15 protein-coding genes are annotated in these 18400 nt (G+C 66.6%); 13 read left to right on the forward strand and 2 right to left on the reverse strand.

The window, feature by feature from the left end; translation table 11 throughout:
* Window positions 1–106 precede the first annotated feature (106 nt).
* From ABD923_RS08950 to ABD923_RS09000, 11 genes are all read left to right on the forward strand, one after another.
* Window positions 107–1732 carry a pilus assembly protein TadG-related protein gene (locus ABD923_RS08950; RefSeq protein ID WP_259550317.1) on the forward strand — a complete coding sequence of 542 codons (1626 nt, stop codon included), beginning with the start codon at window positions 107–109 and terminating at the stop codon, window positions 1730–1732.
* A 20-nt stretch (window positions 1733–1752) separates the two neighbouring features.
* Window positions 1753–2280 carry a TadE/TadG family type IV pilus assembly protein gene (locus ABD923_RS08955; RefSeq protein WP_259550318.1) on the forward strand — a complete coding sequence of 176 codons (528 nt, stop codon included), beginning with the start codon at window positions 1753–1755 and terminating at the stop codon, window positions 2278–2280.
* A gap of 12 nt (window positions 2281–2292) precedes the next feature.
* A complete protein-coding gene (locus ABD923_RS08960) occupies window positions 2293–2847 on the forward strand; it encodes a TadE/TadG family type IV pilus assembly protein (RefSeq protein WP_259550319.1) in 555 nt (184 codons plus the stop codon).
* Between the two features lie 136 nt (window positions 2848–2983).
* Entirely contained in the window at window positions 2984–4237 is a 1254-nt protein-coding gene (locus ABD923_RS08965; protein ID WP_259550320.1) for a sarcosine oxidase subunit beta family protein, read from the forward strand.
* Window positions 4238–4246: 9 nt separating this feature from the next.
* Complete coding sequence (locus ABD923_RS08970) at window positions 4247–4522, forward strand: sarcosine oxidase subunit delta (protein WP_259550321.1); 276 nt, start codon at window positions 4247–4249, stop codon at window positions 4520–4522.
* Window positions 4512–7445 carry a sarcosine oxidase subunit alpha family protein gene (locus ABD923_RS08975; RefSeq protein WP_259550322.1) on the forward strand — a complete coding sequence of 978 codons (2934 nt, stop codon included), beginning with the start codon at window positions 4512–4514 and terminating at the stop codon, window positions 7443–7445. Before ABD923_RS08970 ends, ABD923_RS08975 begins: the two co-directional genes overlap by 11 nt.
* Window positions 7438–7992 (forward strand): sarcosine oxidase subunit gamma, encoded by a 555-nt coding sequence (locus tag ABD923_RS08980; protein ID WP_259550323.1) that lies wholly within the window; start codon window positions 7438–7440, stop codon window positions 7990–7992. The genes ABD923_RS08975 and ABD923_RS08980 overlap by 8 nt, the downstream gene beginning before the upstream one ends.
* An 84-nt stretch (window positions 7993–8076) precedes the next feature.
* A complete protein-coding gene (gene dnaG / locus ABD923_RS08985) occupies window positions 8077–10008 on the forward strand; it encodes a DNA primase (protein ID WP_259550324.1) in 1932 nt (643 codons plus the stop codon).
* Between the two features lie 115 nt (window positions 10009–10123).
* Entirely contained in the window at window positions 10124–12115 is a 1992-nt protein-coding gene (rpoD, locus tag ABD923_RS08990) for an RNA polymerase sigma factor RpoD (protein ID WP_259550325.1), read from the forward strand.
* Between the two features lie 20 nt (window positions 12116–12135).
* On the forward strand, window positions 12136–12657 hold the full coding sequence (locus tag ABD923_RS08995; protein ID WP_259550326.1) for a hypothetical protein: 522 nt from the start codon (window positions 12136–12138) through the stop codon (window positions 12655–12657).
* Between the two features lie 79 nt (window positions 12658–12736).
* Entirely contained in the window at window positions 12737–13006 is a 270-nt protein-coding gene (locus tag ABD923_RS09000; RefSeq protein WP_259550327.1) for an HlyU family transcriptional regulator, read from the forward strand.
* A 25-nt stretch (window positions 13007–13031) separates the two neighbouring features.
* Here ABD923_RS09000 and meaB read toward each other — a convergent pair whose 3' ends face one another.
* Window positions 13032–14012, reverse strand: a complete 981-nt coding sequence (gene meaB, locus ABD923_RS09005; RefSeq protein ID WP_259550328.1) for a methylmalonyl Co-A mutase-associated GTPase MeaB — start codon at window positions 14010–14012, stop codon at window positions 13032–13034.
* A gap of 57 nt (window positions 14013–14069) precedes the next feature.
* On the opposite strand from meaB, the gene ABD923_RS09010 reads away from it, so the two are divergent.
* Together ABD923_RS09010 and hrpB are read left to right on the forward strand one after the other, a co-directional pair.
* Window positions 14070–14852 (forward strand): DUF3108 domain-containing protein, encoded by a 783-nt coding sequence (locus ABD923_RS09010; protein ID WP_259550329.1) that lies wholly within the window; start codon window positions 14070–14072, stop codon window positions 14850–14852.
* Between the two features lie 7 nt (window positions 14853–14859).
* On the forward strand, window positions 14860–17274 hold the full coding sequence (hrpB, locus tag ABD923_RS09015) for an ATP-dependent helicase HrpB (RefSeq protein ID WP_259550330.1): 2415 nt from the start codon (window positions 14860–14862) through the stop codon (window positions 17272–17274).
* Window positions 17275–17375: 101 nt separating this feature from the next.
* Here the strand turns inward: hrpB and ABD923_RS09020 are convergent, their stop codons facing one another.
* The gene (locus ABD923_RS09020; protein ID WP_259550331.1) at window positions 17376–18386 is read right to left on the reverse strand and encodes a DUF2235 domain-containing protein; all 1011 of its coding nucleotides are present in this window, start codon (window positions 18384–18386) and stop codon (window positions 17376–17378) included.
* Between the last annotated feature and the right edge of the window lie 14 nt (window positions 18387–18400).

Raw genomic sequence — 18400 nt, forward strand, 5'->3', positions numbered from 1 at the left:
TCGATCATGGCCCCGCCCCAATTTCGCCCTTCTTGGCGGTCAATAAATGACCAACGGCAAAGTGCGTCCTGCGCGCCAGCCAAGCTAAACAGTCGAGACAACGTCCATGACCAAGACGTCAAAGACATCCGGGCCAGGCCAGAAGGCCAATCGCAAGCCGCGTGCCTTGGCAACGCTGGCGCAGCGATTCTGCCGTGCCGAAGACGGCACGATCACGTCCTTCGCGCTGATGATGTTCGTTCTGATGGTGGCCGTGGGCGGCATCGCGGTCGATATCATGCGCTACGAGACCCAACGGGCACAGCTTCAATACACGTTGGACCGCGCGGTGCTTGCGGCCGCGTCCGTGACCCAGCCGCTGGACCCATATGACGTGGTCCAAAGCTATTTCGAGGTGTCGGGGTTGCAGAATTACCGCCTCGATATCGATGTGGACCAAGGCTTCAACTACCGCCGGGTCGATGCCTATGCGGAGTTGGAGATCAACTCTCTCTTCATGCACATGTTCGGCGTGCGGGTGCTGAGTTCCCCGGCGCAAGGCGTGGCCGAAGAACGCATCCGCAACGTCGAGATTTCCATGGTTCTCGATATCTCGGGGTCCATGGGATCCTACGATCGCATCCAGAACATGCGCGCTGCGGCCCGCGAATTCGTGACGACCGTGCTTGAAGCGAATGAAAGCGACCAGGGCAACCTCGTGTCCATCTCGATCGTGCCCTATAACGGCATGGTCAACATGGGCGACACGCTCGAGTCGGTGTTCACGCTGTCCGGCGAACATGACCGATCGAGCTGCGTCCGCTTCACCTCCGAGCAGTTCGCCCGCACCGCGATCAATCCCAACGAAACGCTGGAGCGTATCGCGCACTGGGATCACGACGATTACAGCCAGTACGACGATTTCGACGATCCCTACTGCCCCACGGACGACTACGGCGCCATCCTGCCGTGGGAGCATGACGAGGCCGTGCTTCACGCCCATATCGACAGCCTGCGCGCCCGGGGCTGGACGGCCATCGACCTCGGCATGAACTGGGCCGTCGGCCTGCTCGATCCTGCCGCGCGTCCGGCTCTGAATGCGCTGATCGATGCCGACGCGGTCGACGGAGATTTCTTCGACCGCCCGGCAGACTATGACGACGAGGAAACCATCAAGGTCGTCGTGCTGATGACCGATGGGGAGAACACCAACCAGTACGACCTGCGCGACCCGTACAAAAGCGGCAGCTCGCCCATCTACTACCACTCGGATCACGACCGCTATTCCGTCTATGTGCCGTCGCGCGACCAGTTCTGGGTGTCGCGCTACGACCCCGACGACTATAACGGCTGGTGGTCCGACGAGCCCTATCGCAACGCCGAGTCGGTGGCGCTGTCCTGGACCTATCTCTGGGCGAACTATACCGGGCGCTACATCGCCGACCGCTACCTGCGCGTTCCCGCCTACATGTCCGGCAACTGGTCGGCCTATAACGGCGTGCGCTACGATGCGGACTACATGTACGCCGGCAGGTCGGCAGCCGACACCAACCTGCTTTCGGCCTGCGCGGCGGCCCAGGACGCGGGGATCCTGATCTTCTCGGTGGGGTTCGAAGCGCCCTATGGCGGGCAGCAGGTCATGCGCGCCTGTGCCAGTTCCGATGCGCATTACTACGATGTGGAAGGGATCGAGATCAGCGATGCCTTCGCCTCGATCGCGCGCAGCATCAACCAGCTTCGCCTGGTCCAGTGAGAGGGACCGGAATGCCTGCGATGCGCTCCAGATTGATCACGTTCTTCCGGGATGAAACCGCCACGGCGACGATGGAATTCGTCATCATCTTCCCGGTGATCATGATGGTGTTCGTCGCCTCGTTCGAAACCTCGATGATCATGACGCGCCAAGTGATGATGGAACGCACGCTCGACCAGGCCGTGCGGGTGCTGCGCCTGGCCAAGGGCCTGACGGTCACCTCGGACGAGATCCGCGACACGATCTGCGACAACACGAGCTTTCTGCCAGATTGCAACGCGTTGCTGATGATCGACCTGCAACCGATCGACGACACCACCTATGAAATGCCGGAGGACAATGACCTCTGCGTTCATCGCAGCGACGCCACCGTAACGCCAGATAACGAATTCATCGTCGGGATCGATCACGAAATCATGCTGATCCGCGCCTGCATGATCGTCGATCGCATCCTGCCATTCTCGGGATACGGGCTGAACCTGACACGCGACGATTCCGGCGGCCTGCACATGATCGCGGCCTCGGTCTTCGTGAACGAGCCGGATTGAGGAGGGGCCGCCATGATCGCACGTTCGTTCCGCCGTTTCTGGGCAGATACCAGCGCCGCCGTCGCCTTCGAGACGGTGCTGATCCTGCCGCTCTTGATCTGGGCCTTCGTTGGCAGCTTCGTTTTCTTCGACGCGTTCCGCACCTACAACACGTCGGTCAAGGCGACCTACAGCGTCGCGGACCTGATTTCGCGCCAGCGAAGCTGGATCTACAGCCACGACATCGAGGGGTACGCCAACATCCTGACCCATATCATCCGCGACACGCCCCCGGTGCGGATGCGCGTGACCCAGATCGGGATGGTCAACGGCAACTACCAGGTGGACTGGTCCCATGGCGTCAACGGGGCGGCGCGCCTGTTCACGACGACATTGCCGCAGGTCGAAGAGCATCTGCCGCTGATGGGCAATGGCGAGCGCATTGTCCTCGTGGAAACGACGGTCGCCTATGATCCGCCCTTCGACCTTGGCCTGACGAATATCGACTTCCAGAATTTCACGCTGGTGCGCCCGCGCTACGCCGGACAGGTCCCGTTCGACGACGAAGAAGACGCGCCAAGCTCGTGATCTTGCGCCGCCGCCTGGCCGCAGACCGATGTCGCTCGCAGGCTTTCTTTTCCCTCGACCCCGTCCGATAGTGCCGTGACAAGCGGGTCGCCGGGTATGGCCGACCGGCGGCACACCAACACGTCACGAGGCACGCATGCGCTATTCCGGCCTGCAGGTTCTGACGCAGGGATTGTCCGGCAACCGTGGCTGGAAACCGGCCTGGCGCACCCCCGATCCCAAACCTGAATACGACGTCGTCATCATCGGTGGCGGCGGGCACGGGCTGGCCACGGCCTTCTACCTTGCCAGGGAGCATGGGCTGACCAATGTCGCGGTGCTGGAAAAAGGGTATCTGGGCGGCGGCAATGTCGGGCGGAACACGACCATCGTGCGCGCCAATTACATGCTTCCGGGCAATTCCGAATTCTACTCGCATTCCCTGAAACTCTGGGAAAAGCTGTCGGGCGAGTTGAATTACAACGTGATGCATTCTCAGCGTGGCATCATCAACCTGTTCCATTCCGACGGGCAGCGCGACGCCTATGCCCGGCGCGGCAACACGATGATCAACCAGGGCGACGACGCGATCCTGCTGGACCGCGACAGGGTGCGTAAACTCCTGCCCTATCTCGACTTTGAGCAAACCCGTTTCCCGATCCATGGCGGGCTTTGGCACAAGCGCGGCGGCACGGCGCGGCACGACGCGGTGGCCTGGGGCTATGCGCGCGGCGCGGACAGACGCGGGGTCGACCTGATCCAGAATTGCGAAGTCACCGGCATCGACATCGAGAACGGCAAGGTGCGCGGCGTGCAAACCACGCGCGGCGCGATCCGGGCCAGGAAGGTGGGCATCGTGGTCGCCGGCCGCTCCAGCCAGGTGGCGGCGATGGCGGGGATGCGCCTGCCTATCGAGTCCCACATCCTGCAAGCCTTCGTCACCGAAGGGCTGAAACCCGTCATCGACCACGTCGTGACCTACGGCATGGGGCATTTCTACATCAGCCAATCCGACAAGGGCGGGCTGGTTTTCGGCGGTGATCTGGATTTCTACGCGTCTTATGCGGCACGCGGCAACCTGCCCATGGCCGAACACGTGATGGAGGCCGGGATGACCCTGATGCCGATGATCGGCAAGGCGAAACTCCTGCGCAGCTGGGGCGGGATCATGGACATGTCGCCCGACGGATCGCCGATCATCGACAAGACGGGGATCGAGGGGCTCTATCTCAATTGCGGCTGGTGCTACGGCGGCTTCAAGGCGGTTCCGGGGTCGGGCTTTTCCTTTGCCCACCTGATCGCGCAGGACAGGCCCCACGCCCCCGCCGCGCGCTATCGCCTCGACCGTTTCGCCACCGGCCGTGGCCTGATGGACGAAGAAGGCACCGGCAGCCAGCACAACCTGCATTAGAGGGATCAGATGCGTATTCCATGCCCCCTCTGCGGGGATCGGGACATCCGGGAGTTCACCTACAAGGGGCATGAGACCTATCTCTGCCGCCCCGCCGCCGGGTCGGCCCCGAAATTGTGGGACGACTACCTGCACAACCGCGAAAATCCCGCGGGCCGCACGCGGGACCTGTGGCTTCACGGGCAGGGCTGTGGCGCGTGGCTGTTGGTGACCCGCGACACCGTCACCCACGAGGTTTTCGGCGCAACGCTCGCCCGCGAGGAGGAGGCGAGCGATGCGGGTTGACGGACGCGGGCGCATCGACCGGTCGCGCACGGTCAAGTTCAGCTTCGACGGCACGACGCTGTCGGGGTTTCCGGGCGACACGCTGGCCTCGGCCCTCTTGGCGCGGGGCAAGCGGCTGGTGGGACGCTCGTTCAAGTATCACCGCCCGCGCGGCATCCTGACCGCCGGATCCGAGGAACCGAACGCCCTGATGGAGATCGGCGAAGGCGGGGCGATGGTGCCGAACGTGCGCACCACCGTGCAAGAGATCCACGAAGGGTTGATCGCGCACAGCCAGAACCACCTCGGCCCGCTGGACCGCGACCTGCTGGCGGTCAACGACTACCTCTCGCCCTTCCTGAGCGCGGGGTTCTACTACAAGACCTTCATGTGGCCGCGCGCCTTCTGGGAGAGGGTTTATGAGCCGGTGATCCGCCGCGCCGCCGGTCTGGGGCGGCTGACGCGTGGGCCCGACCCGAGGGAGAACGAACGCGCCTACGCCTTTTGCGATCTCCTGGTGATCGGGGGCGGTCCGGCTGGCCTGATGGCGGCGATCACGGCGGCCGAGGCCGGGGCGGACGTGATCCTGGCCGAGGAAACGACCGAGGCAGGCGGGCGGCTTCTGTCCGATAGCCAGGAGGTCGGTGGCAAGGCCGCGCAGCTTTGGGTCGATGACGCGCTGGCCCGGCTGAAGGCGACGGGCCGCGTTCGGATCATAACCCGCACGACCGTTACGGGCATCTATGACGGGCTGACCTTCGGCGCAGTCGAACGGGTCGGCCAGCATGTGCCGGACGCCCCCAATCTGCCGCACGAATGCTTCTGGCGGATCGTCGCGAAACAGGCGGTTCTGGCCGCTGGCGCCATCGAACGCCCCATCGCCTTTCCCGACAATGACCGCCCCGGCATCATGATGGCAGGCGCGGTTCGGACCTATCTGAACCGCTACGGGGTCGCGACGGGCAAGAACGTGACGCTTTTCGCCACCAACGACACGGCCCATGACGTGGCGGTCGAGTTGCAGGAGGCGGGCATCCGCGTGGCCGCCGTGATCGACAGCCGAAGCGGGGTCGAGGCCAAGGGAGATTACCGCCTGATCGCGGACGCTCAGGTCGTGGGCAGCAAGGGGCGTCTGGGCCTGCGCGAGATCACGGTGCGCGAAGCCGGCGGCAAGACGCACCAGATCCAGACCGATTGCCTTGGCATGTCGGGCGGCTGGAACCCGTCGGTCCATCTGACCTGCCATCTTGGCGCGCGGCCCGTTTGGGATGCGGGGCTCAAGGCGTTCCTGCCCGCCCCGGATGCCGTGCCGGGGCTGATCCCGGCGGGTGCCTGCAACGGGGCGTTCTCGACCGCGTCCTGCCTGCAACAGGGGCACGCCGCCGCGCTGACCGCCTTGGAGGTCTTGGGGATCACGCCCAAAGCCATCGAAGTGCCGCAAGCGTCGGATGCGGCTGGCGGCGGGCAGGCTCTGTGGTTCGTCGAGGGCAAGGGGCGCGCGTGGCTCGATTTCGCCAATGACGTGACGACCAAGGACGTGCGACTGGCCGCAAAGGAAAACTACGCCTCTGTCGAACATATGAAACGCTATACGACGCAGGGCATGGCGCCGGACCAGGGAAAAAACTCGAACATTTCCGCGCTGGCCGTGCTGGCCGATGCCACCGGGCGCGGCATCCCCGAGACGGGCACCACGACCTACCGCCCGCCTTTTGTGCCGGTCTCGATCGGGGCGATGGGCGCGGGCGCGCAAGGCAAGGGATTTGCGCCCGAGCGGCTGACGACCTCGCACGCGGCGACACGCGCGCGCGGCGCGCCGATGATCGAGGCCGGGCTTTGGTATCGCCCCAGCTATTTCCCGCGCGAGGGCGAAAGCCACTGGCGCCAATCCTGCGACCGCGAAGTGACGATGGTGCGCAACGCGGTGGGCGTGGTCGATGTTTCGACCCTCGGCAAGATCGACATCCAGGGGCCGGATGCGGGGGCGTTCCTCGACCTTGTCTATTGCAACACCTTCTCGACGCTCAAGGTCGGGCGCACGCGCTATGGCCTCATGCTGCGCGAGGATGGGCATGTCATGGATGACGGCACCACCGCGCGGCTTGGGGAAACCCATTTCGTGATGACCACGACGACCGCGGCCGCCGGGCAGGTGATGCAGCATCTGGAATTCGTGCACCAGGGATTGCGCCCCGATCTGGATGTCCGCTTCCTCAGCGCGACCGAGCAATGGGCGCAATTCGCCGTCGCCGGTCCGAAATCGCGCGAGGTGCTGAACGGTTTGCTCGACCAGCCCATCGATGACGAGAGCTTCCCGTTCATGGCCTGCGGCGAGGTTGGCGTGGCAGGTGTGCCCGGGCGGCTGTTCCGCATCTCCTTCTCTGGGGAACATGCCTACGAGGTGGCCATGCCCGCCCGCTACGGGGCCGCGCTGTTCGACACGCTGGTCGCCCGCGCCGAAGAGTTGGGCGGCGGCGCCTACGGGATGGAGGCGCTGAACGTGCTGCGCATCGAGAAGGGCTTTGTCACCCATGCCGAGATCCATGGCCGCGTCACCGCTGACGATATCGGGTTCGGACGCATGGTCTCGCCCAAGAAGGACTGCATCGGCAAGGCCGCCTCGCAGCGGCCCGGCCTGTCGGGCGAGACGCGCGAGCAGTTGATCGGCCTGCGCCCCATCCACCCCGCCAAGGCGCTGCCCGCCGGGGCGCACCTGTTCCCGCGCGGGGCCGAGCCGAAAGCCGCCAATGACCAGGGCTACATCAGCTCGACCTGCTATTCGCCGACGCTGGAGGGTTATATCGCGCTTGGCTTCCTGCGGAACGGTCGCGCCCGTCATGGCGAACAGGTGCGCGTCGTCGATCACCTGCGCGATGTCGACGTGACCTGCGCGGTGTGCGATCCCGTCATGTTCGACCCGGACGGAGGGCGCGCCCGTGGCTGACATCACCCTGTCCCACCGATCGCCAGCGGCTGGCCTGCTGCCCGAAGTCGGAGGAACCGTCACCCTGTCCGAAGGCTCACAGACCCCGATCTGGGCCGTGATGCCCTATCGCGGTCAGACCAAGGCGCTGTCCGATGCAATGCAGACCGCCCATGGAGTCGCGTTTCCTGCGCCCGGGGCCATCGAGGCAAACGGCGATCTTCGCGCGGTGTGGAGCGGGCTGGACCAGTGCTTTCTCTTTGGTGCGCCGGACGAGGCCCTCAAGCCGTATGCCGCGCTTGTCGATCAATCCGACAGCTGGACCCATCTGGTCCTCGACGGGGCCGACGCGCGCGCGGTGCTGGCCCGCCTTGTCCCGGTCGACCTGTCGGACAGCGCCTTCCCGCCCGGGCACGCGATCCGCAGCGGGTTGGGCCACATGAATGCCCTGATCCTGCGCACCGGGCCGGAGCGGTTCGAGATCCTCGTCTTCCGCTCGATGGCGGCCACGGCGGTGCACGAGATCGCCCGCGCCATGCGCATGGTGGCCGCCCGCGCCGCGCTCTGAACCCATCCACAGCCCCTCGAAACGTTGTGGACAGGTGAGGTGCGGGCGCTGGACAGTGCGCCCCGGCGCACCGATATATGGAATATGAGCCTGCCCCCCGGATTCCTTGACGAGCTTCGCGCGCGCACCTCGCTGTCGCAGGTGGTCGGCCGCAAGGTCATCTGGGACAATCGCAAATCGAACCAGGCCAAGGGCGACATGTGGGCGCCCTGCCCCTTCCACCAGGAAAAGACGGCCAGCTTCCACGTCGATGACCGCAAGGGGTTCTACTACTGCTTCGGCTGCCACGCGAAGGGCAACGCCTTCACCTTCGTGCAGGAAACCGAGAACGTGGGCTTCATGGAAGCGGTCGAAATCCTCGCCCGCGAGGCCGGGATGCAGATGCCCGCGCGCGATCCGCGCGCGCAGGAAAAGGCCGATCACGCCAGCCAACTGGCCAAGGCGACCGAGGCAGCCGTCGCGCATTACCGCCTGCAACTGAAAACCGCCGCCGCGTCCGAGGCCCGCGCCTACCTGGAGCGTCGCGGGCTGACACAAGCCACGCTTGAGCGGTTCGAGATCGGCTTTGCCCCGGCGCAGCGCCAAGGGGCCTTCACCGCCCTGACCGGCAAGGGCGTGCCCGCCGACCACGTGATCGAGGCCGGGATCGCGACGCGCCCCGACGATGGCGGCGCGCCCTATGACGCGTTTCGCGACCGCATCACCTTTCCCATCCGCGATCCGCGCGGGCGCTGCATCGGCTTTGGCGGCCGCGCGATGGACCCCAATGCGCGCGCCAAGTACCTCAACAGCCGCGAGACGCCGCTCTTCGACAAGGGCCGCGCGCTCTACAATCACGCCCCGGCGCGCGAGGCCGCGGGCAAGAGCCAGCCCCTGATCGTGGCCGAAGGCTACATGGACGTCATCGCGCTGGTGCAGGCGGGGTTCGAGGCGGCGGTCGCCCCGCTTGGTACGGCGATCACGGAGGACCAGCTGCAACTTCTCTGGCGCATTGCGCCCGAGCCGATCATCGCGCTGGATGGCGACAAGGCGGGCCTGCGGGCCGCGATGCGCCTGATCGACCTGGCCCTGCCGCATCTGGGGCCGGACCGCAGCCTGCGCTTCTGCATCATGCCCGAGGGACAGGACCCCGACGAGTTGATCAAGGCGAAGGGGGCGAAGGCCATGCAAGACGCGCTCGATGCCGCCGAGCCGCTGGTCAACCTGCTGTGGCGGCGCGAGACGGAGGGGCAGGTCTTCGACACCCCGGAACGGCGCGCGGGGCTGGACCGGCGCCTGCGGCAGGCGGTGGGGCGAATCAACGACCCCTCGCTCAAGCGCCATTACGGCGAGGCGCTGGCCGAGATGCGCCGCACGCTGTTCCGGCCCGCTCGTGGCACGCAAGGCCGCAACACCGGTTGGCGCGGGCGCGGCTTTGCCGAGGCCGCGATGCCGCTGGCCTATACGCGCGCCCTGGCCACGACGCTTGACGGCGAGGGGCTACGGGTGTCGCTGATCCTGGCCACGCTGTGCCGGTTTCCCGACCTGATCGACCAGTTCGAGGATCGGCTGGAGCGCATGCTCGCCCGAAACGAGGGGCAGGCGCGCCTGGCCAACTTCCTGCTGGCCACGCCACAGCGGGACGCCGAGGCGCTCAGGGCGGAAATTTCCTCGGCGGGCTTGGGCGAAACCCTTGAAAGCATCGAGGCCACGGGCCATTTGCGCATTGCACCTTTTCTGTCTGGCACGGGCGACATCGAGAAGGCAGCGACCTGCCTGGCCGAGGAATTCGCCAAACACGCCGCCGCCCATGCGATCGAAGAGGAAATGGCCGAAGCCCTCGAGGATCTCGGTCATGTAACGGACGAGGAAGACGCGACGCTGGCGTTCCGGCTGAACCAGGCCGTGCGCAGCAAGCACGCCGCCCTTTCACCCCGCGAAGGCGGCGGCGCCGAACAGTTCGGCGACACCGAAGAAGCGCGTGCCGCGTTCCATGAGTTGCTAAATAGCGCCGGTCGCGCGAAGAAAAGCCGGTGACCGCCCTGTGCGAATCAGTGATTCGCGCTAGATAAAGGTTGCGAATGCAAGGGATGCGCGCATCATCGCGCCTCGGGGTGCCCGCCCGTCCCAAGCCGAACAAGGATGAATGCCCATGGCCAAAGACACCGACGATCGCAAGGCAGATGGCGACGAGCCGGAGCTCGGGCTCGACATGAGCCAGGCCGCCGTCAAGAAGATGATCGCCGAGGCCAGGGCGCGCGGGTATATCACCTACGACCAACTGAACACGGTTCTTCCGCCCGATCAAGTCAGCTCGGAACAGATCGAAGACGTCATGTCGATGCTCTCTGAAATGGGCATCAACGTCATCGAGGATGAAGAGGCCGAAGAGGGCGACGACCAGAAGGGATCGACCGAAGTGGTCGAAACCTCCACCTCGCGCGAGGTGGCCGTCGCCCAGACCGAGACCGAGAAACTCGACCGCACCGACGACCCGGTGCGCATGTATCTGCGCGAGATGGGCAGCGTCGAATTGCTCAGCCGCGAGGGCGAGATCGCCATCGCCAAGCGCATCGAGGCCGGCCGCAACACGATGATTGCGGGCCTGTGCGAGTCGCCGCTGACCTTCCAGGCCATCACGATCTGGCGCGACGAACTTCTCGACGAAGACATCCTGCTGCGGGACGTGATCGACCTCGACGCGACCTTCGGCAACCAGATGGACGAAGAGGGGGATGCCCCCGTCGTCGACACGCTGAACACTGGCGGGGACGCGGCGAAAAAGCCCGACTCCGCGAACGACCAGCCCGAACTGGATGCCGACGGCAACCCGATTGCCAAGGACGACGACGACGACGAGGACGAGCAGGCCAACATGAGCCTCGCCGCGATGGAGGCTGCGCTGAAGCCGCGCGTGCTCGATATCCTCGACCGTATTGCGGACGACTATACCCGCCTGTCCGAAATGCAGGACCAGCGGATCTCGGCGACGTTGAACGAAGACGCCAGCTTCTCGAAAGAGGCCGAGGCCGAGTACCAGCAGCTGCGCTCCGAGATCGTCGAACTGGTGAACGAGCTTCACCTGCACAACAACCGGATCGAAGCCCTGATCGACCAGCTCTACGGCATCAACCGCCGCATCATGTCGATCGACAGCGCGATGGTGAAACTGGCCGACCAGGCGCGCATCAACCGTCGCGAGTTCATCGAGGAATACCGCGGCTACGAGTTGGACCCGTCCTGGATCGACCGCATGACCGAGAAATCGGGGCGCGGCTGGCAGGCGCTGTTCGAACGCTCGCGCGAGAAGGTCGAAGAATTGCGCGCTGACATGGCGCAGGTCGGCACCTATGTCGGCCTCGACATCAGCGAGTTCCGCCGCATCGTCGCGCAGGTCCAGAAAGGCGAGAAAGAAGCCCGCCAGGCCAAGAAGGAAATGGTCGAGGCCAACCTGCGCCTCGTGATCTCCATCGCCAAGAAATACACCAACCGCGGCCTGCAATTCCTGGACCTGATCCAGGAGGGCAATATCGGCCTGATGAAGGCGGTCGACAAGTTCGAGTACCGCCGCGGCTACAAGTTCTCGACCTATGCCACGTGGTGGATCCGTCAGGCGATCACCCGCTCGATCGCCGACCAGGCGCGCACCATCCGTATCCCGGTCCACATGATCGAAACGATCAACAAGCTGGTGCGCACCGGCCGCCAGATGCTTCACGAGATCGGCCGCGAGCCGACCCCCGAGGAACTGGCCGAGAAGCTCCAGATGCCGCTGGAGAAGGTCCGCAAGGTGATGAAGATCGCCAAGGAGCCGATCTCCCTCGAAACGCCCATCGGCGACGAGGAAGACAGCCAGCTCGGCGATTTCATCGAGGACAAGAACGCCGTCCTGCCGCTGGACAGCGCCATTCAGGAGAACCTGAAGGAAACGACGACCCGCGTGCTGGCGTCGCTCACCCCGCGCGAGGAACGCGTGCTGCGCATGCGCTTCGGCATCGGGATGAACACCGACCACACGCTTGAGGAAGTCGGCCAGCAGTTCAGCGTCACCCGCGAACGCATCCGCCAGATCGAGGCCAAAGCGCTGCGCAAGCTGAAACACCCCAGCCGGAGCCGGAAGCTGCGGAGTTTCCTGGATCAGTGATCGCCGTGCGGGAAAGGGTGATGCACATCTTCGTGCGGTGCTTCCTTCTCCTCTGGCTTGCCGGCGCCCTAACCTTCGTGATTGATGCCTTCGACGGTGGAGGCGTCTTCATGCCCTCCATGGACTGGGCTGGCGGCATGGGATGGCCGGTCTTTCTTGCCTGCCTCGTCGTCGGAGCAATCGCTGACCGGCTCGCTCCCCGGTCGAAGGGGGGCGCAGAGACGTTGGACGTGCTCCTCGGCCCAGTCTTTTTCGCCGTCGGACTTCAGCTGTTCGTTTTCCATACGATCCCGGTGACCCATGCGCTTCTCGTTCGGGACACCGTCACGCATGTCTACGTGGCCGCAAGTGACCATCCCGGTGGAGTGAGTTGGTGTCGGAGTGCGCTCGACCTTCAAAGGATCCCGTTGATGCAAAACCAGGTCTGCCGCCTTCCCCGCGCATTCTTCGATCAGATCGAGGTCGGCGACAGGGTCGCCGTGACAGGGCGCGGCAGCTCTCTGGGCGTCTTTCCAGACACCGTCCGCGCGCTTGGCCCCTAGGGCCCGCAACTGGGTGCTTCACCTGACCGGGTGTCCCGGCTAGTCTTGCGGCCGATCCAACAAGGATGAGGCAAGCGCCATGTCCCTCTTCTCCAGGCTCTTCGGCGGCGGATCGCAGCCCGAGGTGGAGCCCGAAATCTACAACGGATACCGCATCACCGCGCAGCCACATTCGGCGGAGGGCGGCTTTCGCCTCGGGGCGCGGATCGAAAAAGATGTGGACGGAGAAACCAAGGTTCACGAGCTTTTGCGCGCCGACCTGATCCAGAGCCGGGAGGAGGCCGAGCGGTTTTCCATCCTCAAGGCCAAGCAGGTGATCGACGAACAGGGCGAGCGGATCTTCGACTGACCCGTAGGGCGGGATTGATCCCGCCCTAGGTGCTCAAATGCTCCAGCATCTCGCGCGCGGCTGCATCCGGGGTCATCTTGCCCTGTGCGACGGCCTCCGCTCGCTCCCCCATCGCCGCGCGCACCTGCGGATCGGTGTGAAGCCGCTGCAACAGGCCCCAGCGGACCTCTTCCTCGAACCAATGGGCGGCCTGCTCAGCGCGGCGCCGATCCCACCAGCCGCTTGTCTTGCGCGCCTCGGCCAGCGTCTGCATCTCTTGCCACGCGGTTTCCATGCCGTTCCCCTCGACCGCCGAGACCGGCAGCGCCTTGGGAAAGCCCTCGGGGTCCTGCGGTCGCTTGCGCAGCAGCCGAAGCGCACCGGAGTAATCGGAAACCGTGCGTGTTGCCGTGGCCTTGAGATCCCCGTCGGCCTTGTTGACGAGGATCAGGTCGGCCATCTCCATGATGCCGCGCTTGACGCCCTGCAACTCGTCGCCGCCCGCCGGCGCCAGCAGCAGCACGAAGAGGTCGCACATCTCGGCGACCATCGTCTCGGACTGCCCGACACCCACCGTTTCGATCAGGACGACGTCGAACCCCGCCGCCTCGCACAGGCTGACCGCCTCGCGCGTGCGGCGCGCCACGCCGCCCAGTTGCGACGAGGACGGCGAAGGACGGATGAACGCGCCCTTTTCGCGGCTCAGCCGCTCCATCCGCGTCTTGTCGCCGAGGATCGACCCGCCAGAACGCGCTGAGCTTGGATCAACGGCAAGGACCGCCACGCGCAGCCCAGCTTCGATCAGCATCATGCCGAATGCCTCGATGAAGGTGGACTTGCCCACGCCGGGTGTGCCCGACAGACCGATGCGCAGCGCCTGCCGGTCCGCCCCCCGCAACGCTTCCATCAGCGCCGTCGCCTTGGCCCGGTGATCGGCCCGCGTGCTTTCCACCAAGGTCACCGCCCGCGCGAGGGCACGGCGGTCGCCCGCAAGGATCCGGTCTGCGAGGGCCTGGATTTCCGTCATGGAACCTCTGTCTTTCCTTGCTACACTCAGGGGGCACACCGAGGGGGGAATTCCGATATGTCCAAGCTGTTTGCCCGCATTCGCCCTGCCCTGTCCAGACCGACCGCCCCGCTCAGGCGCATAGGTCGCGCAACCGGGGCCCTTGTGCTGGCCGGGTTGGTCCTGCCGGCCTCCGCCTCGGCCCAAGAACAGGAGAACTTTGCCTTCGACATCACGTATGGGCCGCTGACGGTCGCCCGCATTTCCGTGGCATCGCGCGAGGGGGGCAACAGCTATGCCGTTGCCGCCGATATCCGCGCCACCGGGCTGGCGGCGGCCTTCGCCCGTGTGAATTTCACCATGAACGCGCAAGGCTATTTCGGCTCGCCCAGCCTGCACGCCACCAGCTATCGCGAGACGGTCGACACCGGGCAAAGGCAAAGCAGCGTCGACATGGTCTGGCAAAGCGGCACGCCCGTGATCCGCAGCCAGGTGGCCGGAACCGGAAGCGCGACGCCCGTGCCCCCGTCGCGCGGACGCGGTGCGGTCGATCCGTTGACGGCGATGTACCGGCTGGCCCGGGCACGCCCCGAGGGCGAGTTGTGCAACTGGAACGCGTCCATCTACGACGGCGCGCGTTTGGCCGCGGTCGCCTTGGGGCCGCCAAGCCGCCAGGGCGACATGATCACCTGCAACGCGACCCATCGTCGGTTGGAAGGGTTCCCGGCCGATGACCTCGGGCGGTTCCCGGCCTTCAACTTCACGGCGACCTTTCGACCCGCCGGCGACGGCCTTTGGCACTTGACCGAGGTCGCGTCTGCCACGATCTACGGCACCGTCCGTATGGAACGTCGGAACTGATCGCCCCTTGTCCCTGCCCATCGACACCATCCTGCCAGAGCTGATCGCGGCGCTGGAGTCCCACGGGCGCGCCGTGTTGCAAGCGCCCCCCGGCGCCGGCAAGACGACGCGCGTACCGCTAGCTTTGCTGGCGGCTGGCGCGGTCGAGGGGCGCCTGGTGATGCTGGAGCCGCGCCGCCTGGCCGCCCGCGCCGCGGCGGAACGCATGGCCGAAACGCTTGGGGAGAGTGTCGGGCAAACCGTCGGCTACCGCATCCGGGGGGAGTCGCGCATCTCCAAGGCCACGCGGATCGAGGTTGTCACCGAGGGCATCCTGACCCGGATGTTGCAGGACGACCCGGAATTGCCGGGCATCGGCACGGTGATTTTCGACGAGTTCCACGAACGCTCGCTCAATGCCGATCTGGGCCTTGCCTTGGCATGGGAGGTGCGCGGCGCGCTTCGGCCGGACCTGCGCCTGTTGGTGATGTCGGCCACGCTTGACGCCGCGCCGGTGGCCGCGCTGTTGGACGATGCGCCGCTGATCTCGTCCGAGGGGCGCGCCTTCCCGGTCGAAACACGCTATCTCGACCGTCCCCTGCCGTCCGGCGCGCGGTGGGAGGTCGAACTGGCGCGGCTGATCGAGCAGGCGTTGTCGGATGCCCCCGGCGGCTGTCTGGCCTTCCTTCCCGGCGAAGGCGAAATCCGGCGCGTGGCCGCCCTGCTGAACGGGCGCCTGCCGGGCGATGTGCATCTGCGCCCCCTCTACGGCGCGCTCCCCTTCGCCGAGCAGCGCGCGGCCATCCGGCCCGAGGCGCAGGGCCGCAAGCTGGTGCTGGCGACCTCCATCGCCGAAACCTCCCTCACCATCGAGGATGTGCGCATCGTCGTCGATGGGGGCCGGTCGCGTCGCGCACGGTTCGACCCGTCCAGCGGCATGTCGCGGCTGGTGACCGAACCCGTCAGCCGCGCCGAGGCCACGCAGCGCCGGGGCCGCGCGGGCCGGGTGGCCGAGGGGGTGTGTTACCGGCTTTGGACCAAGGGGCAGGAAGGGGCGCTGCCCGGCTTTCCCCCGGCCGAGATCGAATCCGCCGACCTCGCCAATCTCGCGCTGGAACTGGCCGCGTGGGGCGGGTCCGAGGGGTTGGCCTTTCTGACACAGCCGCCCGAAGGCGCGCTGTCCGAGGCCCGGACGCTGCTGCGTGACCTCGGGGCACTGGATGAAGGGGGGCGGATCACCGAACACGGTCGCGCGCTCTTGCGCCTGCCGCTGCACCCGCGCCTTGGGCATCTTGTCCGGCTGGGCGGCCCCGGCGCGGCGCGGCTGGCCGCGCTCCTGTCCGAGCGGGACCCGTTGCGCGGGCGCGGCACCGACCTGGCCCTGCGCCTGCGGGCACTCGATGATCCTGCGGCGATGGGGGCTGATCGCGGGGTTGTCGCCCGCATCCGGCAAGAGGCGAGGCGCTTGGCCCGGTTCGAGGACGGGCCGCCCCTGTCGCCCGGCGCACAGGCCGCGCTGGCCTATCCCGACCGGGTTGGGCTGCGCCGCCCCGGGGATGCGCCGCGCTATGTCCTGTCCGGCGGCAAGGGGGCTGTTCTGCCCGATGGCGATGCGTTGGCAGGTCAGCGCCTGATCGTGGCAACCGACCTCGATGGCGACCGGCGCGAGGCGCGCATCCGTCAGGCCGCCGTTCTGTCCGAAGCCGAGTTGCGCGCGGTCCATGGGGACCGGATCGGGTGGGTCGAGACCTGCCACTGGTCCAGGCGCCACCGCCGGGTCGAGGCGCGGCGGCAGGAACGCTTCGGCGCGCTGGTTCTGGAGGATCGCGCGTGGAAGAACGCCCCGCCCGAGGCCGTGACCGACGCGCTGCTGGAGGGGATTCGCGACCTTGGCCTCGGCGCGCTTGGCTGGACGAAACAGGCGCGGCTTCTGCGTGCGCGGGTGCGGTTTTCGGGCGTCGCGGACCTGTCGGACTCAGCCCTTCTCGACCACCTGCATGAATGGGCCGCGCCCTTTCTCGGCGGCATTCGCGATGCCGAAGGCCTGGCACGGTTCGACCCCCACGATGCCCTGTCGGCCTGGATCGGATGGGACCGGATGGCCGAGGTGGACCGCCTCGCGCCGAAGGGCTGGACAACCCCGCTGGGGCGCGCGCTCGCCATCGACTACGGCGGAGAGGTGCCCGAGGTGGCCGTGCGCTTGCAGGAGGTCTTCGGCGTGACCGAGCATCCGACCGTGGGGCGTGACCGCCTGCCGGTGCGCCTGGTCCTGCTCTCGCCCGCGCAGCGCCCGGTGCAGGTCACGACCGATCTGCCGGGGTTCTGGGACGGCTCCTATGCCGATGTGCGCAAGGACATGCGCGCGCAATACCCCAAGCACCCCTGGCCCGAGGACCCGCGCCGCGCCGAGGCGACCCTGCGCGCCAAGCCCCGCAAATCCTGATCTGTGGCCCGTATTTCGCACCTCCGCCGCGCGCCAGCGCGGCCACCGCCGTCGTGGGCGCAGGCCGCAGGCCGAGCCACGCGGCAGCGCCCCCGCCCGGCTCAGGCGGGGATGGCCGGGGACGGCGGGTCGGGCAGCCGCTCCCCCCGTGCAAGGGCCGTCGCACGCGCGGTCGGGTGCACGCATTCCGAGGGGTCCAGCCCGACAGGCCGCCGGTGACGCAGCAGGAAATACTTGCCCGCCCCCATGAAGGTCCCGATCGAGGGCGCGTCAGGGTCGGTTACGTAACGATGCCGCCAATGCACCGGCAGCGGCAGGCCGGCCGCCTCGGCCTCACCCAGCATCCAGACCAGCGGAATGTTCGACAGGCCGCGCGCGGGCGACCATCCGTCGATCTGCCCGCCGACATCGCCATGCGTGCCGCGAAACCACATCTGTTGCACATGGCTTGGCGCCGGTTCGTCCGGCGGACAGGTCCACATGACCGGCGCGTAGACATCGCGCGTTTCCTCCAGCGCCAGCGCCTGCCGCGCGCACCGGACGGAGGGGCCCAGGATATGCGAATGGAACGGGTGCGGCATGGGCAGAAGCCGCCACAGGATCGGCCAGCGGATGCCAAGCGCGCGCACCGTGTCATAGACGCCGAGGAAATCGACCGAGACCCTCTCGTGGCAGAGCGCCGCTTTCAGCGCCCGCGCCTCGGTGCATTCGGGCGCGTGGCGGTAGAAATCATAGACCCGGTCGAGCGTGTCTTCGTCCACCTGCGCGGGGCGCAGCAGGCCCATCTTGTCGATCAGCCCGGCCAGCGACCGCACCGCGTAGGCCCCGCGCGAGAACCCCATCAGGATGATCCGATCGCCGGGGCGGTAATTGCGGGCGAGGAACAGGTAGGCCCGGCGGATCTGCCGGTTGATCCCGATCCCCGCAATCACCTCATGGGCGCGGCGGACGCCCCGCCATTGGATGCCCGGCTCGTAATACACCGTGACATTCGCGTCGGAGGGCAGGTCGAGCAGCAAACGATAGGTCAGCCCGATATTCGTCTCCCACCCCTTGCGGAGCGAGGACATCGTGCCATCGAGCAGGACCACGTGCGTCTGCGGCGGGCGCACCTGTGGCAGGCGCG

Origin of the sequence: [Roseibacterium] beibuensis (assembly GCF_039542305.1) — a bacterium.
GTDB lineage: Bacteria > Pseudomonadota > Alphaproteobacteria > Rhodobacterales > Rhodobacteraceae > Roseibacterium > Roseibacterium beibuensis.